Annotated in this window: 24 protein-coding genes; 20 read left to right on the top strand and 4 right to left on the bottom strand. The window is 40.1% G+C overall.

Annotated features, from left to right (window positions below; genetic code table 11):
- Positions 1-4: 4 nt before the first annotated feature.
- Together ruvA and CVS91_RS03520 are read right to left on the bottom strand one after the other, a co-directional pair.
- Positions 5-559 (bottom strand): Holliday junction branch migration protein RuvA, encoded by a 555-nt coding sequence (gene ruvA / locus CVS91_RS03525; RefSeq protein WP_021085097.1) that lies wholly within the window; start codon positions 557-559, stop codon positions 5-7.
- Positions 559-2,490 (bottom strand): flagellar assembly protein A, encoded by a 1,932-nt coding sequence (locus CVS91_RS03520; RefSeq protein ID WP_103612064.1) that lies wholly within the window; start codon positions 2,488-2,490, stop codon positions 559-561. The genes ruvA and CVS91_RS03520 overlap by 1 nt, the downstream gene beginning before the upstream one ends.
- Before the next feature lie 122 nt (positions 2,491-2,612).
- On the opposite strand from CVS91_RS03520, the gene murJ reads away from it, so the two are divergent.
- The 19 genes from murJ (at position 2,613) to CVS91_RS03425 (ending at position 22,942) form a co-directional block, all read left to right on the top strand.
- Positions 2,613-4,013, top strand: coding sequence for a murein biosynthesis integral membrane protein MurJ (gene murJ, locus CVS91_RS03515; RefSeq protein WP_107830337.1), 1,401 nt, complete (start codon positions 2,613-2,615; stop codon positions 4,011-4,013).
- Positions 4,000-5,394, top strand: a complete 1,395-nt coding sequence (cysS, locus tag CVS91_RS03510) for a cysteine--tRNA ligase (protein ID WP_107830335.1) — start codon at positions 4,000-4,002, stop codon at positions 5,392-5,394. The genes murJ and cysS overlap by 14 nt, the downstream gene beginning before the upstream one ends.
- Positions 5,387-7,111, top strand: a complete 1,725-nt coding sequence (locus CVS91_RS03505; RefSeq protein WP_107830333.1) for an ABC transporter ATP-binding protein — start codon at positions 5,387-5,389, stop codon at positions 7,109-7,111. The genes cysS and CVS91_RS03505 overlap by 8 nt, the downstream gene beginning before the upstream one ends.
- Before the next feature lie 53 nt (positions 7,112-7,164).
- Positions 7,165-8,238 carry a quinone-dependent dihydroorotate dehydrogenase gene (locus tag CVS91_RS03500; RefSeq protein WP_107830331.1) on the top strand — a complete coding sequence of 358 codons (1,074 nt, stop codon included), beginning with the start codon at positions 7,165-7,167 and terminating at the stop codon, positions 8,236-8,238.
- 11 nt (positions 8,239-8,249) lie between these two features.
- On the top strand, positions 8,250-9,491 hold the full coding sequence (locus CVS91_RS03495) for a M16 family metallopeptidase (protein ID WP_107830329.1): 1,242 nt from the start codon (positions 8,250-8,252) through the stop codon (positions 9,489-9,491).
- Positions 9,492-9,517: 26 nt separating this feature from the next.
- A complete protein-coding gene (gene dapA, locus CVS91_RS03490; RefSeq protein WP_413784151.1) occupies positions 9,518-10,387 on the top strand; it encodes a 4-hydroxy-tetrahydrodipicolinate synthase in 870 nt (289 codons plus the stop codon).
- Positions 10,387-11,175: an enoyl-ACP reductase gene (locus CVS91_RS03485; protein WP_002942175.1), complete on the top strand. Its 789-nt coding sequence runs from the start codon at positions 10,387-10,389 to the stop codon at positions 11,173-11,175. The genes dapA and CVS91_RS03485 overlap by 1 nt, the downstream gene beginning before the upstream one ends.
- A gap of 31 nt (positions 11,176-11,206) precedes the next feature.
- Positions 11,207-11,752 (top strand): CDP-diacylglycerol--glycerol-3-phosphate 3-phosphatidyltransferase, encoded by a 546-nt coding sequence (gene pgsA / locus CVS91_RS03480; RefSeq protein WP_103590285.1) that lies wholly within the window; start codon positions 11,207-11,209, stop codon positions 11,750-11,752.
- A gap of 2 nt (positions 11,753-11,754) precedes the next feature.
- On the top strand, positions 11,755-12,651 hold the full coding sequence (locus CVS91_RS03475) for a hypothetical protein (RefSeq protein ID WP_107830325.1): 897 nt from the start codon (positions 11,755-11,757) through the stop codon (positions 12,649-12,651).
- A 76-nt stretch (positions 12,652-12,727) separates the two neighbouring features.
- Positions 12,728-13,837 (top strand): RIP metalloprotease RseP, encoded by a 1,110-nt coding sequence (gene rseP / locus CVS91_RS03470; protein WP_107830323.1) that lies wholly within the window; start codon positions 12,728-12,730, stop codon positions 13,835-13,837.
- Positions 13,834-14,472, top strand: a complete 639-nt coding sequence (locus CVS91_RS03465) for a YggS family pyridoxal phosphate-dependent enzyme (protein ID WP_199906222.1) — start codon at positions 13,834-13,836, stop codon at positions 14,470-14,472. The genes rseP and CVS91_RS03465 overlap by 4 nt, the downstream gene beginning before the upstream one ends.
- A gap of 108 nt (positions 14,473-14,580) precedes the next feature.
- Positions 14,581-16,341 (top strand): response regulator, encoded by a 1,761-nt coding sequence (locus CVS91_RS03460; protein ID WP_107830321.1) that lies wholly within the window; start codon positions 14,581-14,583, stop codon positions 16,339-16,341.
- A gap of 94 nt (positions 16,342-16,435) precedes the next feature.
- A complete protein-coding gene (locus CVS91_RS03455; protein ID WP_107830319.1) occupies positions 16,436-17,341 on the top strand; it encodes an AEC family transporter in 906 nt (301 codons plus the stop codon).
- Positions 17,342-17,403: 62 nt separating this feature from the next.
- Positions 17,404-17,646 (top strand): pyruvate kinase, encoded by a 243-nt coding sequence (locus tag CVS91_RS03450; RefSeq protein WP_107830313.1) that lies wholly within the window; start codon positions 17,404-17,406, stop codon positions 17,644-17,646.
- A 9-nt stretch (positions 17,647-17,655) separates the two neighbouring features.
- Complete coding sequence (locus tag CVS91_RS03445; protein ID WP_107830311.1) at positions 17,656-18,318, top strand: response regulator transcription factor; 663 nt, start codon at positions 17,656-17,658, stop codon at positions 18,316-18,318.
- Positions 18,311-19,480: a sensor histidine kinase gene (locus CVS91_RS03440; RefSeq protein ID WP_107830309.1), complete on the top strand. Its 1,170-nt coding sequence runs from the start codon at positions 18,311-18,313 to the stop codon at positions 19,478-19,480. The genes CVS91_RS03445 and CVS91_RS03440 overlap by 8 nt, the downstream gene beginning before the upstream one ends.
- Before the next feature lie 126 nt (positions 19,481-19,606).
- Positions 19,607-21,082 (top strand): aldehyde dehydrogenase family protein, encoded by a 1,476-nt coding sequence (locus CVS91_RS03435; protein ID WP_107830308.1) that lies wholly within the window; start codon positions 19,607-19,609, stop codon positions 21,080-21,082.
- 128 nt (positions 21,083-21,210) lie between these two features.
- Entirely contained in the window at positions 21,211-21,933 is a 723-nt protein-coding gene (locus tag CVS91_RS03430) for a metallophosphoesterase (RefSeq protein WP_107830306.1), read from the top strand.
- On the top strand, positions 21,914-22,942 hold the full coding sequence (locus CVS91_RS03425) for a hypothetical protein (RefSeq protein WP_107830304.1): 1,029 nt from the start codon (positions 21,914-21,916) through the stop codon (positions 22,940-22,942). Before CVS91_RS03430 ends, CVS91_RS03425 begins: the two co-directional genes overlap by 20 nt.
- 74 nt (positions 22,943-23,016) lie before the next feature.
- Here the strand turns inward: CVS91_RS03425 and CVS91_RS03420 are convergent, their stop codons facing one another.
- Together CVS91_RS03420 and CVS91_RS03415 are read right to left on the bottom strand one after the other, a co-directional pair.
- Entirely contained in the window at positions 23,017-23,838 is an 822-nt protein-coding gene (locus CVS91_RS03420) for a YihY family inner membrane protein (RefSeq protein ID WP_002942744.1), read from the bottom strand.
- Between the two features lie 3 nt (positions 23,839-23,841).
- Positions 23,842-24,564, bottom strand: a complete 723-nt coding sequence (locus tag CVS91_RS03415) for a plasminogen-binding N-terminal domain-containing protein (protein ID WP_002942758.1) — start codon at positions 24,562-24,564, stop codon at positions 23,842-23,844.
- A 114-nt stretch (positions 24,565-24,678) separates the two neighbouring features.
- Between CVS91_RS03415 and CVS91_RS03410 the strand changes: the two genes are divergently transcribed.
- A complete protein-coding gene (locus CVS91_RS03410; RefSeq protein ID WP_107830302.1) occupies positions 24,679-25,848 on the top strand; it encodes a peptidoglycan DD-metalloendopeptidase family protein in 1,170 nt (389 codons plus the stop codon).

Below are 25,848 nucleotides of genomic sequence, written 5' to 3'. Positions count from 1 at the left end.
ATCCTTATCCTAGTTTTTTAAGTGCCTCTTTTATAAGATCGCTCGTGTTTTCACTCTTACAATCAGGCAAAATTTTCACTATCTTCTCACGCTTAAAGCCAAGTGCCTCAAGTGCCAAAAGCGCCTCATTTTGGTAGCTTGGCACGCTCTCGTCACTTATTAGTTTTGCATCGCTTAGTTCGGCTATTATGCGCCTAGCAGTCTTTGGTCCGATGCCTGGCACGCTTTTAAAGGTGTCTGCGTCGCCGCTTATTATGGCGTTTGTAAATGCCTGCGAGCTAAGACTTGAGCAAACTGCCATCGCTGTGCTAGCTCCGATGCCATTTAGCTTGATAAGCATTTCAAACATCTTTTGCTCGTTTGCGTCTAAAAAGCCGTAGAGTAAATTTGCGTCCTCTCTTATGATCTGCGTTATGGCAAGCTCGACCTTTTCGCCTTTACTAAGTTTTGCTGAGCAAAAAAGCGAGATAAAAATCCCATAACTTACGCCGCTATTTGTCTTAAGTATGGCAAATGCAGGCTCTTTTTTTGTAACGACGCCTTCGATTGCTTTTATCATCATTTAACCTTTTGTTCCATGAAATTTATATCCGCGTAGTCTTCAAGTTTGTTTGACTTTTTGATCTTGTATTCGACCTCGCCGCCGTTATCAAATTTATCTAGCGTGATGACGTGAGCGGTCTCGTTTTGTTTTGAGACGTAGGTGACATTTTGCGGAGGATCGACTATGACAAATCTTATCTCATTTAGCTCGATCCAGTTGCCTCTGTTTATCACTTTGGCTGAGAATATGCCATTTTGCATGATCTCAAGCTCATCTTTTAGATCAGCCAAAAGCTCTTTTTTCTCTTTAAATATCCTAAGCAAGGTGTTGTACTCATTAACGAGCCCTTGATACTCTTTTAGCTTTTTCATAAACGTAACTGGCGGTATCACTTTGGCTTTTGAGAGCTCCTCGATCTTAGCTTTTATCGTGTAGATCGAGTCTTTGTTCTCGTTGATGACATTTTTCTTGCTCTCTATGTTTTTTAGAAGCGTAGCTAGCTCAGACTTGGTGCTCTCTATCTTACTTAGCTGATCTTGCGTAGCCTCCGCACTCTCAGGCATCTTGCTGGCGTCAATTATGAATTTATTATCAGTGCCTCTTAGATATCTAACGTCGATTAGGTGCGAGGCTGTGATGGTGCAGTTTGAGCCAAGCGTGTCTATCTGGATATTTTGAGCTGTTATAGAGCCGCCAACTACGCTATTTATCTTTACTCTTTTTGCTATGACAGTGCCACCTTCAAGCCTATCTATCTCGACGCTTTCAGCCTCTACCTTACCGATGTGGATAGAAATTTTGGCGTGTTTGGCGTAAATTTTAGCCTTTTGGTGAGTTTGTCCGCCGATATTTACATCATTTGCCTTGACCATCGCGTTTGCGCCGACGTTTCCTTTTACTTCGATCTCATCAGCCTCCACGATGATGCCAGTGCCGATAGCGTCTTTTATCGTGTCAGTCTCACGAACTACTAAAGTGACGTTTGTGTCGGTGCCTGCTTGGATTGAGCCAGTAGTTTTAAAATTTGCTTCATTTATCTCTATGCGCTCTTCTATATCAAAAGAGCCGTTTTTCTCTACCACGTAGCCCGCTTTTTTAGCGATATATTTTATACTTTCATCATTTTCTACGCGCTCGATATTTTCGCTTATGCTTATCTCTTTTTCGCTCTCTTCTTTTGGCTTTGCAACCTCTATAAGCTTGCCTCTTACGTCGCGTCCATTTGCGCCCTCGTGTGACTTTTTCTCCTCCATTATCACTTCATCTTTTGCCACGCCAAAGACAAAGCCCCTATCAGCGTAATCAACCTTATCTTCGTCTTTTAACCCATCAAGCTTATCTTTGTAGTAGTAGATGATCTTAGCATCGATCGCCTTTTTAGGGTTGATGCCTTGGGTTAAATTTAGCGTGTAGTCCTTGTCAAGCTCGCCTTTTACGTGGATTATCGAGGCGATTTGCTTTAGCTCCTCTTTTAGCTTGCCGATCCTTATGCCTATTAAAATTTGAGCCTTCATAAGCTGCTTTGCGATGTATTCATAAAGCTTGTCTTCGTAGTGCTGCTCGTATTCGCACTCTTTGCTCGCTCTAACCTTTGCGATGACCTTTGTGATGGTTGAATTTACTCCGATGTCGATCTTTGGTAGCTTTGGCGTGGCATTTAGCCTAACGTCAAAAAACTCCACGTCATAGACCTGCTCGATCTCTAGTGTCTCGTCGAGATAAAATGTGTTGTCATCAAAAAAGCTTAAATTTTCTTCAGGGACAAAGACTGGCTCGACGTTGTCTTTATTTTTGTAGTAGGTTAAGATATTTGAGAGCTTGAAGTCTATAAATTCTACCGGCACGCTATATTGTTTGCTTAGCTCTTTAAGCGATAGATAAGGTGTTGAAGTTTGAATTTGCGTTGGCGGTAAAAATCTCTCGTTTTCTTGCACGTTCTCGCTCAAATTTGATCCATTTCACATAAAATTTTGGCTCTTATTATCTCTAAAACTTTATTAAATTTGGGTTATGTAAGCTTTAAAGCATCTTTTGTTACTATTGCGTTTTTAAATTTACTAGGTGGGCGATGTTTATAAAAGGCTTTTTTTCAAACTCAGTTGGCATCATGACGTCAAGGATTTTAGGGCTTATAAGAGACCTTCTTACGGCCTCCATCCTTGGTGCTGGCATATTTAGCGACCTCTTTTTTATAGCATTTAAGATACCAAATTTATTTCGCCGTATCTTTGGCGAGGGTGCCTTTACACAGGCATTTTTGCCAAATTTTGCAAATAGCAAGAAAAAAGCGATCTTTCAAGCTGAAATTTTCATCAAATTTCTACTTTTTATAGGCGTTTTGACGCTTCTTGTAAATTTATTTACGCCCTACTTTATAAAGATCATCGCAAGCGGCTTGAGCGAGCAAAATATCACAGACGCAGTGCCACTTGTGCGCATAAATTTCTACTATCTAGCCCTTGTTTATATCGTCACTTTCATGGGTGCGCTGCTTCAGTATAAAGGGCACTTTGCCACGACTGCGTTTTCTACTGCGCTACTAAATTTAGCCATGATCGCTTCGCTACTTTTGGCTCGTGGCAAGAGCGAGAGCGTGGTCGCACTTTATCTTAGCTTTGGCGTCGTTGCAGGCGGCATCTTGCAGGTTTTAGTGCATCTAATCGCTATGAAATTTAACGCCTTAAATAAAATTTTCTGGGGCGGTTTAAGTGGATACTTTAAAGGCAAAAGAGCGAAGAGTAAAGGCTTTTTTATAAATTTCTACCACGGCTTACTTGGCTCAAGTGCGATGCAGATAAGCGCATTTATGGACACTTGGCTAGCTAGCTTTTTGGTAAGTGGCTCGATAAGCTATCTTTTTTATGCTAATAGAATTTTCCAGCTCCCACTTGCCATCTTTGCGATCGCGCTCTCTCAGGCACTTTTCCCAAAGATCACTAGACTTTTAAAGCAAAAAGATGAAGCAAACGCCCTAGTTTGGACGAAAAAGAGCTTTTATCTGCTACTTTGCGCCCTGCTAGCAGCTACGATCACAGGCGTCGTGCTAAGTGAGTTTATCATCTGGCTCTTGTTTGAGAGAGGGAATTTTGTAAGGGCAAACACCATTGAATGTGCCAAAGTGCTAAGTGCCTATTTGGTGGGGCTTACGCCATTTGGACTGGCTAAAATTTTCTCACTTTGGCTTTATGCAAATATGAAGCAAAAAGAGGCGGCCAAAATTTCTATCATCTGCCTTGTGATAAATTTGATCCTAGCGGTCATTTTGATGCAGAAATTTGGAGCTGCTGGCCTTGCATTTGCAAGCTCGCTTGGGGGATTTTTACAGCTTATTTTATACATTAGAGCCTTTGGAGCTAAGCGATTTTTAGCTATAATCGAGCCTAAATTTATAGCCGCTATCGCACTTTTGGCGGTTTTGCTCTATTTTGGTTTAACATTTTTAAAGGATATATTTAATGCGAATTTTTGATACTTCTAAAAGAGAAAAGGTTGAGTTTAGCCCTATTAAAGATGGTGAAGTTAGCATCTACCTATGCGGCCCAACGGTCTATGACGACGCGCATTTGGGACATGCAAAGTCAGCCGTTAGCTTTGATCTTTTAAGAAGAGTCTTAAAAGCGCTTGGCTACAAGGTCAAATTTGCAAGAAACTACACCGACATCGACGATAAAATTTTAAATAAAATGGCGCAGACTAACCAAAGCCTAGAAGAGATCACAAACAAATATATAGCGCACTACGAGAGCGACATGGGCGCTTTAAACGTGCTTGATCCAGACTTTAAACCAAAGGCTACGCAGTGCTTGGAGGCGATCATTAGCTACATCAAGGTGCTTATGGATAGAGGTGTGGCGTATAAGACGAGTGATGGAATTTACTTTGATACGAGCAAGGATAGTGGCTATTTTAGCATTAGTGGCAAGGATAACAACACCGATCTAATCGCGCGTGTGGCAAGTTTTGGCGAAAAAAGAGATGAAAAAGACTTTGTGCTTTGGAAATTTGACGAGAAATGGTACGAGAGTCCATTTGGCAAGGGTCGCCCTGGCTGGCACACTGAGTGCGTAGCGATGATAAGAGAGTTTTTAAGCGATAAAGAAAATGATAAATTTGAGATCGACATCCACGCTGGCGGGATCGACCTACTCTTTCCGCACCACGAAAATGAGGCAAGCCAGTGCAGATGTGCCTATCACAAAAATTTAAGCAAATACTGGATGCACAATGGCTTTATAAAGGTAAATAACGAAAAGATGAGCAAGAGCCTAAATAACAGCTTTTTTGTAAAGGACGCCCTAAAAAACGTTCATGGCGAAGTGCTTAGATATTACTTGCTTACGAGCCATTACAGAGCGCACTTTAACTACTCCAACGATGATCTTGTGGCTTCTAAAAAGAGGCTTGATAAAATTTACCGCCTCAAAAAAAGAGTTGATGGCGTGCAAGCTGGCATGGCAAATGAGAGCTTTAAAAGTGAGCTACTTGAGGCACTAAGCGATGATCTAAACGCTTCAAAGGCGCTTGCAAGCGTTGATGAGTTTGTAAAAACGGCAAATGAAAGACTTGATAATAACCCAAAAGATAAAGCATATAAGGCCGAAGTGGTGGCAAATTTAGAGCTCATAGGCGAAATTTTAGGCATTGCTATCACAAACTATGTGGAGTATTTTCAGTTTGGTGTAAGTGACGAGCAAAAAGGGCATATCCAAAAACTTCTTGATGAGCGCGCGTTAGCTAAAAAAGAGAGAAATTTCGCAAGAGCTGATGAGATAAGAGATGAGCTAACAAAGATGAATATCTCTATCATGGATACGCCAAATGGCGCAGTTTGGGAGAGAAATAATGAATAATTTTGGCTTAAAAGATGTGCTAAAGCGCTTTGGTCCTTACTTTAAAGACTATATCCCACACTTCATCTTTGCCATCATCGGCATGGGGCTTGCCAGTGGTGGAACGGCGGTAAGTGCCTATCTAGTGGAGCCTGTGCTAAATAAAATTTTTGTTGAGAAAAACGAAAAGCTGCTCTACATCTTGCCTTGCGCCATCATCGCGATCTACGTTATAAAAAACATCGGAACCTTCATGCAGGCCTATTTTACGGCATATATCGGGCAAGATACGATTAGAAGATTTCGCGAAAAGATGGTTGCAAACCTTTTAAATTTAGATATGGATTTTTTCAATGAATTTAGAACCGGCGAGCTAATCAGCAGAACGACAAACGACATCGACCGCATAAGATCGATAGTATCAAGCATGATCCCTGAACTTACGAGAGAATTTATAACTATTATAGGGCTTCTTTGCGTCGTCATCTATCAAAGTCCAAAGCTGGCATTTTTCGCCCTTGTCGTCATGCCAGTGGCGATCTATCCGATCTCGCGCCTTGCTAAAAGGATGAAAAAAATTTCAAAGCAGTCACAAGAAAAAACATCTGACATCACCTCTGCGCTTAGTGAAATTTTTACAAATATCGAGATAATCAAAGCAAATAACGCCCAAGAATATGAGCATTCACGCTTTGTTGATGAAAACAACAAATTTTTTAGGCTAAATTTAAAAAGCGTCAAGATCGAGCAACTAGTAAGCCCGCTAATGGAGACCATAGGCTCGATAGGCGTGGCAGCTGTTATAATAATAGGCGGTAAAGACGTCATCGACGGGCATATAAATATGGGCGCATTTTTCTCGTTTTTAACAGCGCTTTTTATGCTCTACACCCCGCTAAAACGCATCGTAAATATCTACAACAAGATGCAAGACGCCATCGCAGCAAGCGAGAGGACGTTTTTCTTGATGGATAAAGTAAGCCAGATAAAAGATGGCCAAAAAGAGCTAAACGAAGAGATAAATTTGATCAAATTTAACAATGTCTGCCTAAACTACGGCGACAAAGAGGTCTTAAAAGGGATAAATTTAGAGGCAAATAAGTCAGAATTTATAGCCCTTGTTGGCTCAAGTGGCGGCGGAAAAAGCTCGCTTATGAATTTGCTTATGAGATTTTACGACGTAAATGGCGGAGAAATTTTGATAAACGGCATAAATTTAAAAGATATCAAAATTCACTCACTTCGCCAAAATATCGGGCTTGTAACCCAGCGCGTCTATATCTTTAACGACACAGTTGCTAAAAACGTAGCTTACGGCAGAGAATTTAACGAAGATGCCGTGATAAACGCACTAAAACTAGCCAATGCCTATGAGTTTGTAAGCAAGCTAGATAACGGCATAAACACTATCTTAAATGAATTTGGCACCAACCTCTCAGGCGGTCAAAGACAGCGCATCGCCATAGCTAGAGCGCTTTATCAAAACCCACAAATCCTAATCTTTGACGAGGCTACTTCAGCGCTTGATAACGAGAGCGAAAAAGAGATCACAAAAGCGATAAATAATCTAAGAAGCAAAAAGATCATCTTCGTCATCGCTCACCGCTTAAGCACGGTTGAAAATGCCGATAAAATCGCAGTTTTGAGCGATGGTAAGATCATTGATAGTGGAAGCGACGAGGAGCTTAGCAAGAGAAATGAAATTTATGCAAGGCTTAAGGGCAAAGCCTTAGTTTAAGGCGATTTTTGCTAAGATTTGCGTAAATTTTTAGGCATTTTAAAGAGGTTAAAATGAGCTTAAACTACAATACTTTAAAATCTATATTTTTCAAATTTGATCCTGAAACCGCCCACAAGATCGCTGAAGTAGCGATGGTTGGGGCAAATAAAATCTTTCCTGGCTCACTAAGCTTTTTAGCAAACAAATGCGTGGTCGATGATAACGCGCTAAAACAAAATTTATTCTCAAGCACCTACCACAACCCAGTTGGCATAGCTGGTGGCTTTGATAAAAACGCCACAATGTTTGAGGCACTAACGGCTCTTGGATTTGGACATTTAGAATTTGGCACATTTACACCAAAACCACAACCTGGCAATGCAAAACCAAGGCTTTTTAGGCTCATAGACGAAGAGAGCATTCAAAATGCGATGGGCTTTAATAACGAAGGCTGTGAGGCTATCAAAAATAGAGTAAAAAAGATCTATCCTTTTACCATACCGATCTGGGCAAACATCGGTAAAAACAAGGTTACGCCAAACGAAGATGCGATAAAAGACTATGAAATTTTAGTAAGAGAATTTAGTGAAATTTGCGATACATTTGTCATAAATGTCTCATCGCCAAACACGCCAAATTTAAGAGCATTGCAAGATGAGAGCTTCATAAAAGAGCTTTTTAGCGTCATTTTGCCACTTACTAAAAAGCCGATCATCTTTAAAATAGCTCCTGATATGAGCCACGAAGATGCGATCAAGCTTTGTAGCTGTGCGGTAGAAAACGGCGCTAGTGGCGTGCTTGTTTCAAATACAAGCGTTGATTATTCGCTCTCTCACTCGTCAAATTTAAAGGATTTTGGCGGACTAAGCGGCAAGGTGATCGCCAAAAAGTCAAAAGAGATCTTTAAAGCCGTGGCTGATGAGCTTTATGGCAAGACAACGCTTATCGCGTGTGGCGGCATAGATAGCGGTGCAGAGGCTTATGAGCGCATAAAAATGGGAGCAAATTTGGTCCAAATTTTTACAAGCTTTATCTTTAAAGGACCGATGATCGCAAGGGATATAAATTTAGAAATTTTAGAGCTTTTAAAAAGAGATGGCTTTGCCTCTATCAGCGAAGCAGTCGGCGCAAATGTTAAAAAATAGAGGGCAAGAGATTGATAAAATTTAATAAATTTAAACTAGAAAATGGACTTGAAATTTATCACGTGCCAGTAAATCATGAATCAAAAGTGATAAGCGTCGATGTTTTTTACAAAGTTGGCTCTAGAAACGAAGTGATGGGCAAAAGCGGCATCGCTCACATGCTAGAGCATCTAAATTTCAAATCAACCAAAAATTTACGAGCTGGGGAGTTTGATGAGATCGTAAAGGGTTTTGGTGGTGTAAATAACGCAAGCACTGGCTTTGACTACACTCACTACTTCATAAAAGCCTCAAATGAAAATTTAGACAAAACGCTTGGTCTTTTTGCCGAGCTTATGAAAAATTTAAGCCTAAAAGATAAAGAATTTCAACCAGAGCGCGAGGTGGTGCATGAAGAGCGCAGGTGGCGAACAGACAACAACCCTATGGGATACCTCTACTTTAGGCTCTACAACCACGCATTTATCTACCACCCATACCACTGGACTCCGATAGGCTTTATAAAAGATATCGAAAACTGGAAGATCGCTGATATAAAAGAATTTCACGCCACATACTATCAGCCAAAAAACGCCATTTTGATGATAAGTGGCGACATCGGCAAAGATGAGGCATTTAAGCTGGCTAAGAAAAACTTTAGCGGCATAAAAAATAAAAGAGCCATACCAAAACTGCACTGCAAAGAGCCTGAGCAAGACGGCGCAAGAAGGGCTATCATCTACAAAGATAGCCAAACGCAAATGCTAGCGATCGCTTATAAGATCCCAGACTTTAGGCATGCTGATCAAGTGGGGCTAAATGCGATAAGCGAATATCTAGCCACTGGCAAAAGTTCTATCTTACAACAGCGCCTAGTCGATGAGCTAATGCTTGTAAATCAAATTTACGCTTACAATATGAGCTGCGTTGATGAAAATTTATTTATATTTTTAGCAGTTTGCAACCCAGACGTCGAGGCTAGCGCAGTTGAGGCTGAAATTTTAAAGATCATAGATGATCTAAAAAGAAAGCCAATCGACAAAGAGGACGTTTTAAGAGTTAAAAATTTGATAAAAACTGATTTTATCTACTCATTTGAGAGCGCAAGTAAGGTGGCAAATTTATATGGCTCATACCTTGCTAGAGGCGATATAAAGCCACTTTACGAGCTTGAAAAAAATATAGATAAGATAGATGCCAAGCTTTTAAAAGAGATAGCAAATAGATATTTCAATGAAAAAACTAGCACGACAATAATCTTAAAAAAGGAATAGACGTGAAAAATTCGCTTCAAGGTGCGATGACAGCACTAGTTACGCCATTTAAAAACCAAAAAATAGACGAAGCCAGTTTTGAAAAACTGATAAAAAGACAGATAAAAAACGGCATAGACGTCGTTGTGCCAGTTGGAACTACTGGCGAGAGTGCGACTCTAACGCATGATGAGCATAGAATTTGCATCGAGATCGCAGTAGATGCGTGTAAAGGCACAAATGTCAAGGTGCTAGCTGGTGCTGGCAGCAACGCTACTCACGAGGCCATCGATATCGCTAAATTTGCCCAAGCTCACGGCGCTCACGGCATCCTATCAGTCGCTCCTTACTACAACAAACCAACGCAAGAAGGGCTTTACGAGCACTACAAGGCTATCGCAAATAGCATAGAAATTCCAGTGCTTCTTTACAACGTCCCAGGCAGAGTTGGCGTAGATATCTTGCCAGCGACCGTTTTTAGACTTTTTAAAGATTGCAAAAATATTTTTGGCATCAAAGAAGCAACAGGCAGCATCGATAGATGCGTCGATCTGCTAGCTCACGAGCCTGATTTAGTAGTCATCAGCGGCGAAGATGCGATAAACTACCCTATCCTATCATACGGCGGAAAGGGCGTCATCTCGGTCACTGCAAACCTCTTACCAGATCAAATTTCACAGCTTACTCACCTTGCGATGAGCGAAGAGTATAAAAAAGCAAAACTGATAAATGACAACCTCTATACGATAAACAAAACGCTCTTTTGCGAAAGCAACCCGATACCGATCAAAGCGGCGATGTATCTAGCTGGACTGATCGACACTTTGGAGTACCGCTTGCCACTTTGCAAACCGAGCAAAGAAAATTTCAAAAAGATCGAAGAAGTTATTAAAAATTACGAAATAAAGGGATTTTAATGAAGGACACACTAAACGAATTTAAAGGTAAAACGCTAGTCATCAGTGGCGGCACTAGAGGCATCGGCAGAGCCATAGTCGAAGAATTTGCAAAAGCTGGTGTAAATATCGCTTTTACCTATAACTCAAACGAGGAGCTTGCTAAAGAGCAGGCAAAAGAGCTTGAGGCTACCTACAAGATAAAAGCTAGAGCCTACGCGCTAAATATCCTTGAGCCAGAGACTTATAAGGAGCTATTTTTAAAGATAGATGAGGACTTTGACAGGGTTGATTTTTTCATCTCAAACGCTATCATCTCAGGTCGTGCAGTGGCTGGCGGATACACTAAATTTATGAAGCTAAAACCAAGAGGTATAAATAATATCTTCACAGCAACCGTAAATGCCTTTGTCGTGGGCGCACAAGAGGCTGCAAAACGCATGGAAAAAGTGGGTGGTGGCAGTATTATTAGCCTAAGCTCAACTGGAAATTTAGTCTATATCGAAAACTATGCAGGACACGGCACAGCAAAAGCAGCCGTCGAAGCGATGGCAAGATACGCTGCGACCGAGCTTGGCGAGAAAAACATCCGCGTAAATGTCGTAAGCGGCGGCCCTATCGAGACAGACGCACTAAGAGCCTTTACAAACTACGAAGAGGTGCGCGATATGACGGCAAAGCTTAGCCCACTAAACCGCATGGGACAGCCTGCTGATCTAGCTGGAGCATGTCTATTTTTATGCTCATCTAAGGCTAGCTGGGTGACTGGACATACATTTATAATAGATGGCGGCACGACTTTTAAATGAGAGTGAAATTTCTAAACATAAAGGCATATTTGTGAGCTTAAATTTACCAAATTCACTGGCATTTTTTAGGATATTGCTAGCTCCGCTTATGTTTTTTATGCTCGTAAATGCGCCAGGAATTTTTACGCAAATTCATATAAGCTGGATAAACTACTTCGCAGCTCTTATCTTTGTGATCGCCTCGGTGACTGACTTTTTTGACGGCTACATCGCCAGAAGCTGGGATCAAAAGACCAAGCTTGGCGCTATCCTTGACCCACTAGCTGATAAGATGCTAATTCTTGCTGCATTTTTAGGCCTTATGATGCTTGGTAGAGCGAGCGCTTGGGCTGTTTATCTTATCTTGGTAAGAGAGTTTTTCATAACTGGCTTTCGTGTCGTGATGGCAAGTGACGGAGTTGAGGTCGCTGCTTCGATGGCTGGCAAGGTTAAAACCGTTTCGCAGATGTTTGCGGTTGGATTTTTGCTGATGAGCTGGCCTGGTGGCGAGCTTTTGCTATGGATAGCTGTTGCGCTTACGCTTTATTCTGGGTTTGAGTACATTTTTGCCTACGTAAAAGCGATGAAAAAGAGTTAAATTTGAGCTGTGACCTGCAAGAGATCATTTTAGAGCGCACTGCAAATTTAGAGCCAGCACTGCAAAAACAAGCCAAAAAGCTAAATCAAAAGATCATCAACACAAATTTCTATCACGATGCTAAAAATTTAGAAAAGATCGGCGGTGTGATCAGCCCTGAGCTAAATGAATTTTTATTAAGCTGCGCTTTAGAATACGACAAGACGCATGCAGATAAATTTGATACGTTTGATAACGACGTAGAGACTTTGCGTGGCATTTGGAGTGCGATGAGCTTTTCAAAAAGCCCTGAAATTTTAGACTATCTAAGCACGCAGGCTACTCGCTCGGTATCGCACCGCTCGTTTGCCCACAGATATATCTTTGAAATTTTACGCTTGCAAGAGAAGGCCGGCCGTTCGCATCCACTGCTTGCAAAGCTTTATGACTATTATGATGGTTTGCAAGCAAAACTACCTATATATGAGCTTTTGCGCCGTATAGGTGTAAGCCCTGCTGATCCTTATGATTTTAATATCTCACTAAATGCTGTAAATTTTGGCTACTGGTTTAGCAATCAAGGCTTAAGTGATGATGAGCTAGCCGGTAAATTTCACTTAGAAATTCGCCTTTTTGCGCCATTTGTGTATGATCACACATTTGAGATAGAGCTTAGAAATGACGCTGTGCCAAGGGCTAGAATAAATTTTAACGATGATGGCATGAGCTTTTTGCAAGAGCTGCCAAAAGATATTTTGCCCTGCCCTGATATATTAAATTTAAAGCCATTTGTAGCTCAAGTAAAGTCACGTTTTAATGTGAAATTTGACCTAGATGATAAAGACAAAAGTTATTTTAGCGTCAGCAAAGGGCTAAATAGAGCCAAAACACTCTCTTGGCTAAGAGAAATTTTTGCCTAAATGGCAAGGCAAATTTGAGAGTAAATTTATAAATTTTGGCTAAAATCTCAACAATTTTTTCAAAAAAAGGTAAGTTTTGAAAGGCATTCTCTTCACGCTGGCCCTGCTTTGCCTTGGGCTCTATGCGTATTCGTTTTATTTTTTAGTGACCGTTTTAGCCATTAGTTTTCTCATATTTTTTCACGAGCTTGGCCACTTTTTAGCAGCAAGATCGCTTGGCGTCAAAGTAAATACCTTTAGCATCGGCTTTGGTGAGAAAATTTACACCAAAAATGTTGGCGGCACCGACTACTGCCTAAGCGCTATACCACTTGGCGGATATGTGCAGCTAAAAGGACAAGACGACACCGACCCAAAGGCTAAAAACTACGACGCGGACAGCTACAACGTGCTAAGTCCGATAAAGCGCATCTACATCCTTTTTTCAGGACCATTTTTTAACTTTATCTTGGCATTTTTCATATACATTTTGCTTGGATTTATCGGCGTTGAGAGGCTTGCGCCAAGTGTCGGACATATAGCTGAAGGCTCGGCAGCTGCGAGCGCTGGCATAGCAATAAACGATAAAATTTTAGCGATAAATGGCGTAAAAATAACCGAGTGGGACGAGATCAGCAAAAATGTAAAACTTGAGCCAAGCACCATTTTGATATACCGCAACGGCTCGTCACTAACTATAAATTTAACACCAAAGATAGGCGAGACGATAAATTTATTTAATGAAAAGGTGCAGCGCCCACTAATAGGCATCTCTCCAAATGGCGAAGTGGTGAAAATTTATCACACAGGTCTTGGTAGCCTTAAATTTGCCTTTGACGAGACGATCGAAGCTTCAAAACTCATCTTTAAAAGCTTTGAAAAGCTAGTTGTTGGAGCTGTGCCACTAAAAGAGGTGGGAGGCATCGTGCAGATCGCCGATGTCACATCAAAGGCCGCTAAGATCAGCCTTAGCGTGCTCTTAACCATCGTAGCGCTCATCTCTGTAAATTTGGGCGTGCTAAACCTTTTTCCGATCCCAGCGCTTGATGGTGGGCATATTTTATTTAATATTTATGAACTAATTTTTAGACGCGAGGTAAATGAGCGGGTGCTTGTCGTACTCACCTACTGCGGCTGGGCGCTACTGCTTGGCATAATGGTGCTTGCGACCTTCAACGACATTATGAGATTAAACGGAGGTTTATGATGATAGTTTTAAAAGATCTACTTGAAAAGATAGAAAATTTAAGCAAAGATGTGACGCTAATAGCCGTTAGCAAAAACGTGACATGCACTGAAGTAAAGGAGCTTTACGCACAAGGGCAGAGAAATTTTGGCGAAAACAGAGTCCAGGAGCTAGCCAAAAAAGAGCTAGAGCTGCAAGATTTCACTGACATCAAATGGCACATGATCGGCCGCCTGCAAAACAATAAAATCAATCAAATGATAAGCCTAAAACCAGTGCTTTGGCAAAGCTGCGATAGCTTCGAAAGAGCCCTAGAGGTCGATAAAAGGCTTAGCTATAAGCTAGATACTTTGCTTCAGATAAACTCGGCCGATGAAGATACAAAACAAGGTGTCAGCGTCGCAAATGCGGCTGAAATTTATGAGCGTATCCAAAGCGAGTGCAAAAATATAAATTTAAAAGGCGTGATGAGCATCGGAGCGCATGTGGATGAGCCAAAAGAGGTGCAAAAGAGCTTTGAGCTAACATATAAAATTTACGAGAGCCTAAAGCCAAAAGGCGCAACTATCTGCTCGATGGGCATGAGTAGCGACTTCGAACTAGCGATAAAATGTGGCTCAAATATGATCCGCCTTGGGACGATGCTATATCTATAAATTTGTCCATTTTTTTGGGGGGGGCAAAATCATCGAAAATTTATAGTTTATTTAAATAATTTATAAATTTAGCCGATATTGAGTGCAACATCTTTAAAAGGATTTTAGATGAATGTTGCACCACAAAAGTATGATTTTATAAATTTAAATGATTTGCAAAATCTCTCCAAAAGATTTTTAAATCATGGCGATCAAAATAGCTCAAAAGTAAATTTAAGCCAGTTTAACGAGCTTTATGAAGCAAGTAAAACAGATACCATCTACATAACTGAGGCTGATATCAAAGAATACAACAAATATCTAGCAACACAAAAAGCAAAAGAAATTTTAAAAGATTACGCGCAAAATTTAATAAATAGCAACAATAAAATTTACTCAGACGAACTTTCTAATGGCTTTAGCAAAAACGCCTACTTTAAAAATATAAATGCCACAGATGATGCCGCCATGCTACCTGTCTTAAAAAGTGGCTACTTAGAAAATACAAAATTTCAAAATTTAAACGACTACGCCTATTCAAACACTCTAAAGACAAATTATGGCGAAGTGGAAGTCTTTTTAGATATTTATGGCGATAACGATGAGTTAGGCGTTGGAAAGCTAGAAAACAATAGCGCACTTTTTAGCTTTGATAGCAATAATGACGGCATGCTAGATCAAAAAGATATGCTCTTTGACAAGCTAAAAGTAAGAGGATACGACAAAGACGGAAATGAAAAAATAGCAAATTTAAGTGACGTAACTACTAGAGTTGATCTTAGGCAGTTTATCAGCACAAATGTCATAAATCACAATCAAATAGCAAGAGAAGAGCTAAACCATAAAGCAATAATCACAAATAGTCCCGATCTTTACGTAGATACAAAAGAGATCGATCACAGGCACTCCTACTACGCCTCAGATCCAAATACCTTGTTTGCTGCAGAAAATAGATATGAAAAGATAGGCAAAAATGATATAAATAATTTCTTTAAAAAATATGCTCAAAATGACGGCTGGGTCGATCTAAGGCACAATAATATCTTTGGCAAGGATAGCTCTTTTAAAAATTTCGCTTACACAAAAATAGGCTTTGATGAGAGCGCAAGACTAAGCGAGTTTAACCCGATCATCGAGCCAAGCAAAGAGCATAAACAAGATGAAAATTTCTCATACACAAAATTTCAAAAAGATAGTTTTATGAAATTTTATAGTGACTACAACACTGAGCTTGATGCGCATAAAAAGATGATAGAAAATCTTAGTGCTAATTTAAAAAAATTTGACAAAAATGCGGACGCTTACATATCAAAGCTTGAAAATACAAAATCCGCTAAGATGATTGCAATGGAAAATGAATTTAAGCAAGCAACTGGGCTTGATTTTAGCATCTCAAATCTAAAAAAGGTAAAAAAGGCTTTTACTACAAATGAAGCCACAGCTGCCACCGCACTACGAGATAGCGATAGCGTCATAGCTATGAAGCCAAATCAAGATGGAACGATAAGGCTAAAATTTGATAGTGGCAGAGAGTTAGACGTAAATGAGCTTTACAATGACACTGGCAAGCTAAATACGCCAAGCGAGCTAAAAACTAGCGTAAATTTAGATGCAAAAAAGATGGATAATGCGCAGCTAAATGGACTAAATTTCAATGATATCGGCGTTATGCAAAGTGGCAAGATCACAAGCTTAAAAGATGCTGGAGCGATCGCTATCATCAACTTATCAAATAAATTTGAGAGCAAATTTTTAATCAGCCTAAATAGCGGCAAAAGTATATCTGCAAGAGAAATTTATAATATCAGCTATCTTGAAAACGATCTAAAAAATAAAGAAAAGATAGATGAGAGGGATAAATTTTACAAAAAGGTTGATACTAGGGTTTAAATTTAAGAGTAAAATCCAAAAAAGTTTATTGTAATTTAATCTTTTGGGGCATATAATCAATTCTTTGTAAATTCCAAACTTAAAAGAGACTGCTATGAATTTCACACCACTTTTTGCAATATTTTTCATAATCGCAACTGGTTTTTTTGCTAAAAAAGTCGGCATTGTTGAGCAAAAGCACTCGATCCCATTTGTGGATTTTGTCCTTTGTTTTGCAATGCCTGCGCTAATCTTTGACAAAATTTACCACGTAAATGTCGATGCCTCGCTTATAAACACGATCCTAATCGGCTTTGCATCAACCGCCATTAGCGCCGCTTTGGCATTTGTCATAGGCAGGGTTTTTAAATTTACCAAAATAACAACTGTTAGTATGATCATGCTAAGCCTTTTTGGTAACACACTATTTGTTGGTATGCCTGTCATTCAGGGCTTCTTTGGCGATGCGATGGTAAATGAGGTTATCTTTTACGACCAAATAGCCACTGGTATCCCGCTTTCTATCCTTGGACCACTCATCCTATCTTTTGCCGCACCAGAGAAGGTTTCGCTATTTCAAAATACAATGAAAATTTTAAAATTTCCACCATTTATCGCGCTCATTATGGGTCTTATCTTAAAAGAAGTCCCGCTTCCAGATTTTATCTTTGCGCCGCTTAGGATGTTTGAAGGCAGCGTCACTCCAGTGGCACTTTTTGCGATCGGTGTTGGTCTTAACTTTAGTAGCATCACAAGCTCATACAAAGGCGTTAGCGTTGTGCTTTTGTGTAAGATGATCTTGCCAGCTATCGTATTTTTCATCATATTAAAAGTCTCAGGTATCCAGATGAGCAAAACTTGGGTCGTTGGCCTCTTTCAATGTGCGATGCCGACATCAGCCCTTGCAAGTGCGATGGTCATAAAAGCTGGACTTGATAGCTCACTAGCCATCTCATCAGTGGCCATAGGCGTGCTTTTTTCATTTATCACGCTTCCAGTTATCTATTTTGTATTTGCATAAATTCACACTTATTTCACACTAAGAGGCTAGTATTTCATCATATTTCATTTAAAGGAGACGTTATGAAAAAGTTAATCTTAGTTGCACTTGGTGCTATGTTTATGCTTGGTGGTCTTGCAAATGCTACTGAAATGATGAAGAAAGACAACATGGGCAAAGACGAGATGATGAAGAAAGAGCAGATGAAAAAGGATGACATGGCTAAAAAACCAATGATGAAAAAAGACGAAATGAAAAAAGATGACATGGGCATGAAAAAAGACGACATGGGCATGAAAAAAGATGAAATGAAAAAAGGCATGTAAAGGTGCTTAATGGTTAGAATTTTGCTCGTTGAAGATGATGAAATTTTACTTGATCTCATCAGTGAGTATCTAAGCGAAAATGGCTACGATGTCACCACTTCAAACAACGCCAAAGATGCACTAGATCTTGCCTACGAGCGAAATTTCGACCTTTTGATCCTTGATGTCAAGCTCCCAAAAGGAGATGGCTTTTCACTTCTTTCTTCCTTAAGAGAGCTAGGTGTTAGCGCACCTAGCATCTTTACCACTTCACTAAACACCATTGATGATCTTGAAAAAGGCTACAAAAGTGGCTGCGATGACTATCTAAAAAAGCCATTTGAGCTAAAAGAGCTATTTATCCGCATACAAGCGCTTCTAAAGAGAAATTTCTCGCACAACAACGACGAAAAGGTCGTAATTTCAAACGAGCTTAGCTTTCATCCACAAAGTAAAATTCTAAGTAAAAATGGCGAAAAGATAAGCATCTCAAGCAAAGAGAGCGACCTGCTCGCCCTATTTTTGCAAAACAAGGGCAAAATTTTAACCAAAGATGAAATTTTTAATAAAATTTGGAAATTTGACGAGGAGCCAAGCGAGCTTAGCCTTCGTGTCTATATCAAAAATCTACGTCAAATTTTAGGCAAAGATGCCATACTAAACAGGCGTGGAGATGGTTACATCTATGTCTGAAAAGACGCAAATTTTATTTAAAATTTTATCCCTCTATCTTGTTAGCTCCGTGCTCTTTCTGGGCTATTTTTTCATAAACGACTACAAAAATAAAAAGAATGCGCTCATCTTAAACGAGGTCAAAACTCTAAAAGAGATAAAGATGGGCATTTACATGAAAGCAAGGACAAATGGTCTTAGTTCGGTTTCAAGCCTAACAAAAGAAAAAGGGGTAAAAGCCTGCATCATCTCAAAAAATGGAGCGAAAATTTATCAGGACTTTGCCTGCGAAAATATAGATAAAGAAAAAAATATAAATTTGATAAACGGCAAGGTTACGATCTTTGAAAACATCCAAAGCATGGATAATGACATAACAGATGAGCTTTCTAGCGCTGAGATATTTTTAGTTGGCAAGGACATCAAAAAAGAGATCTTATCCCTTGTAATTTCATGCGTTGTGGATGCTATATTTTTCCTTTTTATACTGCTTTTCATCGCCTTTTACCTAGCAAAACTGAGCCTAAAGCCACTTTATGAAAAGATAGATACGCTAAATCACTTCATAAAGGACTCAACTCACGAGATAAACACGCCCCTAAGCGTTATCTCGATGAGTATAGAAACGGCTGATCTTGAAAACCTAAATGAGCGAAATTTAAAGCGTTTTAATAACATCAGCCTTGCTGCAAAGAGCCTAGGTAGCATCTACGACGCGCTCGTTCATCTAAGCTTCAACCTTGATAAACCAAGCAAAAAAGAGCTAATCGATCTAAATTTGCTAACCACACAAAGGTTAAACTACTTTTCGCCATTTTTTGCCAAACGCGGGCTTAAGATAGAGGCTAGCTTAAAACCAAGCTTCATAAACGCAGACCTTGAGGATGTGAGTAAAATTTTAGACAACCTCTTAAGCAACGCCTCAAAATATGCAGCGCCAAATTCAAAGGTTAGCATCATTTTAGAGTCAAATTTCTTTAGCATAAGCAACACTGGGCATGGCATCAGTAAAGAGCAGCAGATGAAAATTTTTGATCGCTACACGAGATTTAACGACGATCAAGGCGGCTTTGGCATAGGGCTAAATTTAGTAAAAGAGTGCTGCAAGAAAAATGACATCACCGTAAAATGCCAAAGCGAGCTTGATGGCGAGACTACGTTTTTGCTCTCTTGGCAGAGTTAAATTTAAAACCACCCTACTCTAAATAATAAAATTTATTAAAAAAGAGAATTTATGTCCAAAATTTATTTTTGATAAATTTTATTAATATTATAATCCTTTTACAAAATCTTAATCAAGGAGAAAAGTATGAAACTACTTGAAAAATACGGGCTTTTCATAAATGGTGAGTGGCGTGACGCAAAAGACGGCGCTACACTTGATGCCAAAAATCCAGCAAACGGCGAGCACCTTGCAAAGATCGCTGACGCTACCGAAGAAGATGTAAATGACGCAGTTCGTGCTGCACGTGAAGCTTTTAATAAATTTAAACACACCACAGTTAGCGAGCGCGCAAAGCTTCTAAACAAGATCGCTGATATCATCGATGAGCACAAAGAGCACCTCGCAAAAGTTGAAAGCATGGACAACGGCAAGCCAATCCGTGAGACACTAAATGTCGATATCCCTTTTGCAGCAGAGCATTTTAGGTACTTTGCTGGCGTTATCATGGGCAAAGAAGGCAGCGCAAACGTGCTTTACGAGAAGCAACTCTCTATCGTTTTGCGCGAGCCAATAGGCGTCGTAGGTCAGATCGTGCCTTGGAATTTTCCATTTTTAATGGCAGCTTGGAAGCTAGCTCCAGTGATCGCAGCAGGCGATGCGAGCGTCTTTAAGCCTTCAAGCGAGACAAGCCTAAGCGTGCTTGAGCTATTTAGACTGATAGATAAAATTTTGCCAAAAGGCTTAATAAACATAGTAACTGGCAGAGGTAGCAAGAGTGGCGAGTGGATCAAAAACCACCCAGGCCTTGACAAGCTAGCATTTACTGGCTCAACCGAGATCGGTCGCGATATCGCCATAGCTGCGGCTCGCCGTATCATCCCAGCCACACTTGAGCTTGGCGGCAAGAGCGCAAATATCTTCTTTAGCGACGCAAATTTAGACAAGGCGCTTGACGGCCTTCAGCTTGGAATTTTATTTAACCAAGGTCAAGTTTGCTGCGCGGGATCGAGAATTTTCGTAGAAGAGAGCTTTTATGAGAAATTTATCGAGGCTGCAGTTAAGAAATTTAGCACCATAAAAGTTGGCGATCCGCTAGATCCTAAGACTCAAATGGGCTCTCAGATCAATAAAAAACAAGCTGAGCAAATCTTAAACTACGTCGAGATCGGCAAAAAAGAAGGCGCAAAAGTAGCAGTCGGTGGCAAAGCCTACACCGCAAATGGTTGCGACAAGGGCGCATTTGTCGAGCCAACGCTGCTAGTTGATGTGACAAACGATATGAGAGTGGCCCAAGAAGAAATCTTTGGACCAGTTGGCGTTGTCATAAAATTTAAAGATGAAGCCGAGCTTATCAAAATGGTAAATGACAGCGAATACGGCCTTGGTGGCGGTATTTTCACGCAAGACATCACAAAAGCACTTCGCGTCGCAAGGTCTATGGAGACTGGCAGGGTCTGGATTAACACTTATAATCAAATCCCAGCAGGCAGCCCATTTGGCGGATATAAAAACTCAGGTATCGGCCGCGAGACACACAAGATCATCCTTGAGCACTACACTCAGATGAAAAACATCATGATAGATCTCACCGGCAAGGTTAGCGGCTTTTACGCACAATGATTTTAGGGGGTTTAGCCTCCCCTACTTCTTTAAATTTCATAAATAAATTTTTTTTCTAAATTTATCAGCAAAATAACAATCTCTATTTTTAAGTTTAATAGACTAAAATTTGGCGCAAAGGAGAAAATTTGAGCGAGCAAATTTACATTATCGGCGACGTTCACGGCTGTTTTAACACGCTTTTAGAGCTTATCAAGCAGTTTCCAAACAAAGAAAAATCTCAAATTTGCTTTGTTGGCGACGTGATAGATCGGGGGCTTTTTAGCTGCGACGTGGTCGAGCTTATCATGCAAAATGACTATAAAATGGTAATGGGAAATCACGAGCGAAGGTTACTTAGCAATAAATTTGAATTTCTAAACAACAAAGTGCCATTTGATAGGAGCTGGTTCTTTGGAAACGGCGGCGAAGCGACGTATAGATCTTATCTTGGGCAAAGCGTGGAGTTTAAGCAAAGGCATGTGGATTTTTTAGAAAGCAGGCCTGTTTATCTGGAATTTAAAGAGTACAAAACCCAAAATGGCGAGCATCTAGTCGTCTCTCACTCAGCCGTTGGCAATATGTGGGAGCTAAGAAACGATAAATATGCTAGCGAAGAGTTTAAAAGGCACCTGCTCTCAGGCAGAGGCGACGAGATGCAAGTTAGTGGCATATTTAACGTCTATGGTCACACGCCAGTAAAAGAGGTAAAATTTTATAAAAATAGCGCAGATATCGACACAGGCTGCGTTTTTAACGAAGTTGGTTTTGATAAACTAAGTGCATTAGAGTTTCCATCGATGAAAATTTATACGCAAAGAAATGTAGAGTCTTTTGAAAGGGGGAAAGAATATGGAGTTTTCACATCATAACAACTCAAGTTTTGCTAGCAGGGTTGATAAATTTTGGAGCGAACTTGGTAAAAATTTAGACGTCATCAAGCGTAATTTAGAAGATAAAAATTACGAAACAGCGAGCAAAATGACTGAAGAGGCGCTAAATTTATGTTTAGTCGATCCAACTTTTATGATAGGTCTTGTTAATGGCAAGATAGATCTAGTGCTAACACCAGAGGGGATGAAATATAGGCTTTTTTGGCTTAAATTTATCAAATCACGCATGCCAAAAGAGTATGAGGCAAAGCTTACTTGCACGCTAGGCAAGCAACGTGCACCACGCGAAGTGGCCACTATACAGATGTATGGCGTGAGTGTTGATGCAAACGAGGTCATGGTCTATGCAAATTTTGAAGAAAAAAGCGTGGATATGTACCTATACAACGAAACTTTGAGTAAGCTAAAAAGCGAAGATGAAAACAAGGCCTACACGCTAGCTTTCATACTTTGTGACAACGTTGTTGGCGAGACAGCGATGATAAACACGCTTGGCGACTTTGAGATCGTAGATGAGCCAAGAGAAAAAGGCGTCGCGCTTACTGACTTTGCTGATCTTATAGATGATAAATTTGGCAAAGAAGCCTCGAGCGAGCCACTAAAGCAGTTTAGCTTTTATGAGCTAGAGCCCCGCTCAGACGCGCTAAGAGATGATGTTTTTATGGGATATACAAGCCTAATCCCACTGCTAAATGAATACTATGACGGCAAAAGCGATATCTATAATGAAGCCTACGAGCTTGGTATAAATTTCTGCTTTTTAGTCCTGCATCACGGCGGCGATGTGCAGTTTGGCATTGATAGTAAAACTAAGATAGAAGATGAGCTTGAAACTAGCACTTTTTGCGAATGCATGGGTGCAGCAACTGGCACTAAGCACTCTTATGTTGATCTTATCTGCTTTGACAAAGACGAGCTTAAAAAGGCTGTTAGTAAATTTAGCAAAGAGCTTGATATCAAGATAGAAATTTGCGAATTTAAACGCTAGATAGATAAAATTTAACGTAAAATATTACATATTCTGCTAGCTGGTAAATTTAAAATTGCTAGCTGGCAATAAATTTATCCTTTAAATTTAGAGCTATTTGAGAGATAGGCGCAAAATTTAAGCCCATATAAAAAGATGATCCACGAGATGTAGATCCAGACAAAGAAGAAAAGCACAGCTGAAAACGAGCCATAGACGCTTAGATAGGTCTTATTATAAAGGACGTAATAGACAAAGGCTGACTTGCCAAGATACCAAACGAGCGAGGCGGCAAATGAACTAAAAAACGCGCTTTTAAATTTTATCTCGTCATTTACAGAGATGAGATATGTGACACAAAATATCACCCAGATGATGAGATATGGCACGATGCTTAAGAAATTTATCCAGCTTGTAAATTTAGTCGAGTTTAGCATCTCTTGTACAAGGCTTGAGAGGTAAAAACTGCCAGCAAGTCCGAGTGGCGCAAGCGTGATGAGCGTCCAGTACGAGCTAAGTGCTGACCAAAATCCCCTAGCCTTGCTAGCTCTTGTCACTTTTAAGACTACGTATTCATAATCGCTAAAAAACATAGCCGAAGTAAATATCATCGCCACAAAGCCAACTATGCCTAAATTTCCGCTATTTTGGAGGAAATTTTGCAAGTAGTTTGAGATGATCTCTTGGTTGCTTGGCAAAAGAGCTGAGAATACAAAGTCTTGAATTTTGGCGTAATAATCCTCAAAGCTAGGCAGCTTTGTAAAGATAGAAAACGATATGAGAAGTATCGGTATGATCGATAAGATCGTGTGAAAACTAAGGCTTGCTGCGTAGTGAAAGAGCTCTTTGTCCTTAAGAGCAGCTAGCAAATTTAAACCACTCTTTAAATCGCTCTTGCTTAAGGACAAACGGCTCATTTATCAGTTGTCTTCTTCAAAAAGTTTTTCGTAGTGAGCGTCGTAGTTGTTGATGTGCTCGCTATTTAGCTTCCAAAATACAGTGTCTATGTCGCTAACTCTTGTATAAAATGGTAGTTGATAGTACTCAACCTCGCCAGTTTTAAACTCTTTTAGCACCTTAAAGCTTTGACAATCAGCAAAAACGCTTCTACCATCCATCGCGACAAAGATAAGTCCAGCTGCACTTTGAGCGCACATCTTTCTAAAGTCATCTCTGCTTGGATTTGGCTTGTATTCGTAGCTTAAGTATGCTCCGACAAGATCTGGATGGATAAATATCATATTAGGAAATGCGCCCAAAACCTCTTCATAAATTTCTTTATTTGGCACGACGATTAGTGAGCGGTTATAAAGGTAGTTTAGCACGACTATATCGCCACTTGCAGGTGCGATGCCAGGGAGTGGGAGAGCCTTTTGCTCGAGCAGGTCAAACACCTCAAATCTAACCTTCGCAAAGCCGGCATTTTTAGAGACAACGCTCACTCTTGCGATGATAGAGCTATCAGTGTCAAATTTATGAAGCACAACACCGCTTGATCCGATCAAAATTTCAGGACTATCAACTATCGTTGCTGTGCCGTCACTCTCGACGCTAATAAGAGGAGTTCTATACTCGTTTAAAGAAAAATCAGCCCCAAAAGCAAAGCCAAAAAACAGCGATAAAATCACGATTATACGTTTCAAAAATATCTCCTAAGTTTAAATTTTTAGAGCGATTATAGCCTAAAATGCTTTATCTTTTGCAAAATTAAAGCAAGTTTTAGTTAAAATCCATTCCAGCTTTTTAAAAGGATATCGATGCCTCGTATTTTTGTGATTTTTGCAATATTATGTATAAATTTATATGCCATAAAACCAACTGTCGATGAGCTTAGTTGGCCAAATGGCAGCAGCTTTTTAAATTTCCTAGAGACAAACAAAATTCCACTTTCACTTTACTACAACCTAGCAAGCGAAGATCAAGAGCTAACAGAAGAGATCATCGCTGGCACAAAATATCAAATTTATAAAGACGATAACGGCGAGGTTAAGCAAGCCCTCATCCCCGTTAGCGACGAGCTTCAGATACATATTTATAGAGATGATAAGGGTAAATTTCAGCTTGAGTTTATCCCGATCTTATACCAAAGCGAAGACAAAGCTTTAGACCTAAAAGTAGATAAATCAGTCTCTGAAGATATCTTTGACTACACTGGCTCTGGCACGCTAGCGCTTGGTTTTAAAGAGGTTTTTAGCGGCAGCGGGATTGATTTTAAAAAGATAAACAAAGGCGATACGATCGCTATCGTTTATAATCAAAAACTACGCATGGGGCGCTCTTTTGGCACGCCTGAAATTTACGCAGCGATGATAGAGACTAAAAATAAACGCTACGTGATGTATAAATTTGAAGATAAATTTTATGATAAAAACGGCAAGAAAAATGACAAATTTTTGCTCGTTCGTCCTCTTGCAAACGCTAGGATCACATCAAATTTCACTCTAAAAAGATGGCATCCGATCCTTCAAAGATATAGAGCGCACCTTGGAGTTGATTACGGTGCTCCAAAAGGCACACCGATCAAGGCTGCAGGCGATGGCACGGTCAAATTTGTCGGACAAAAGAGTGGTTATGGCAGAACCGTCATCATCTCTCACGCTGGCGGCTACGAGACACTTTATGCCCACCTAAATGGCTTTGCAAAGGGCATAAGAAGCGGTCTTAAAGTAAAACAAGGCACGTTAATAGCATACGTTGGCACAAGCGGCATGAGCACTGGCCCACACTTGCACTTTGGCCTCTATCTAGGTGGCAAGCCGATCAATCCAGAAAGCGCCATCAAGGTCGTAAAAAATATAGAAGATAAAAAAGAGTCGGCTAAATTTAAAGCAGTCATAAATAGAAATGATGAGCTGATAAGACAAGCTCTAAGCAACGACAAAGAGTATCACAAGGTGGAATTTTTCCCTAACGTAATAGATTTTTAA

Origin of the sequence: Campylobacter concisus (genome assembly GCF_003048985.1) — a bacterium.
Taxonomy (GTDB): Bacteria; Campylobacterota; Campylobacteria; order Campylobacterales; family Campylobacteraceae; genus Campylobacter_A; species Campylobacter_A concisus_AY.
This window is presented reverse-complemented; position numbering and strand designations above follow the sequence as displayed.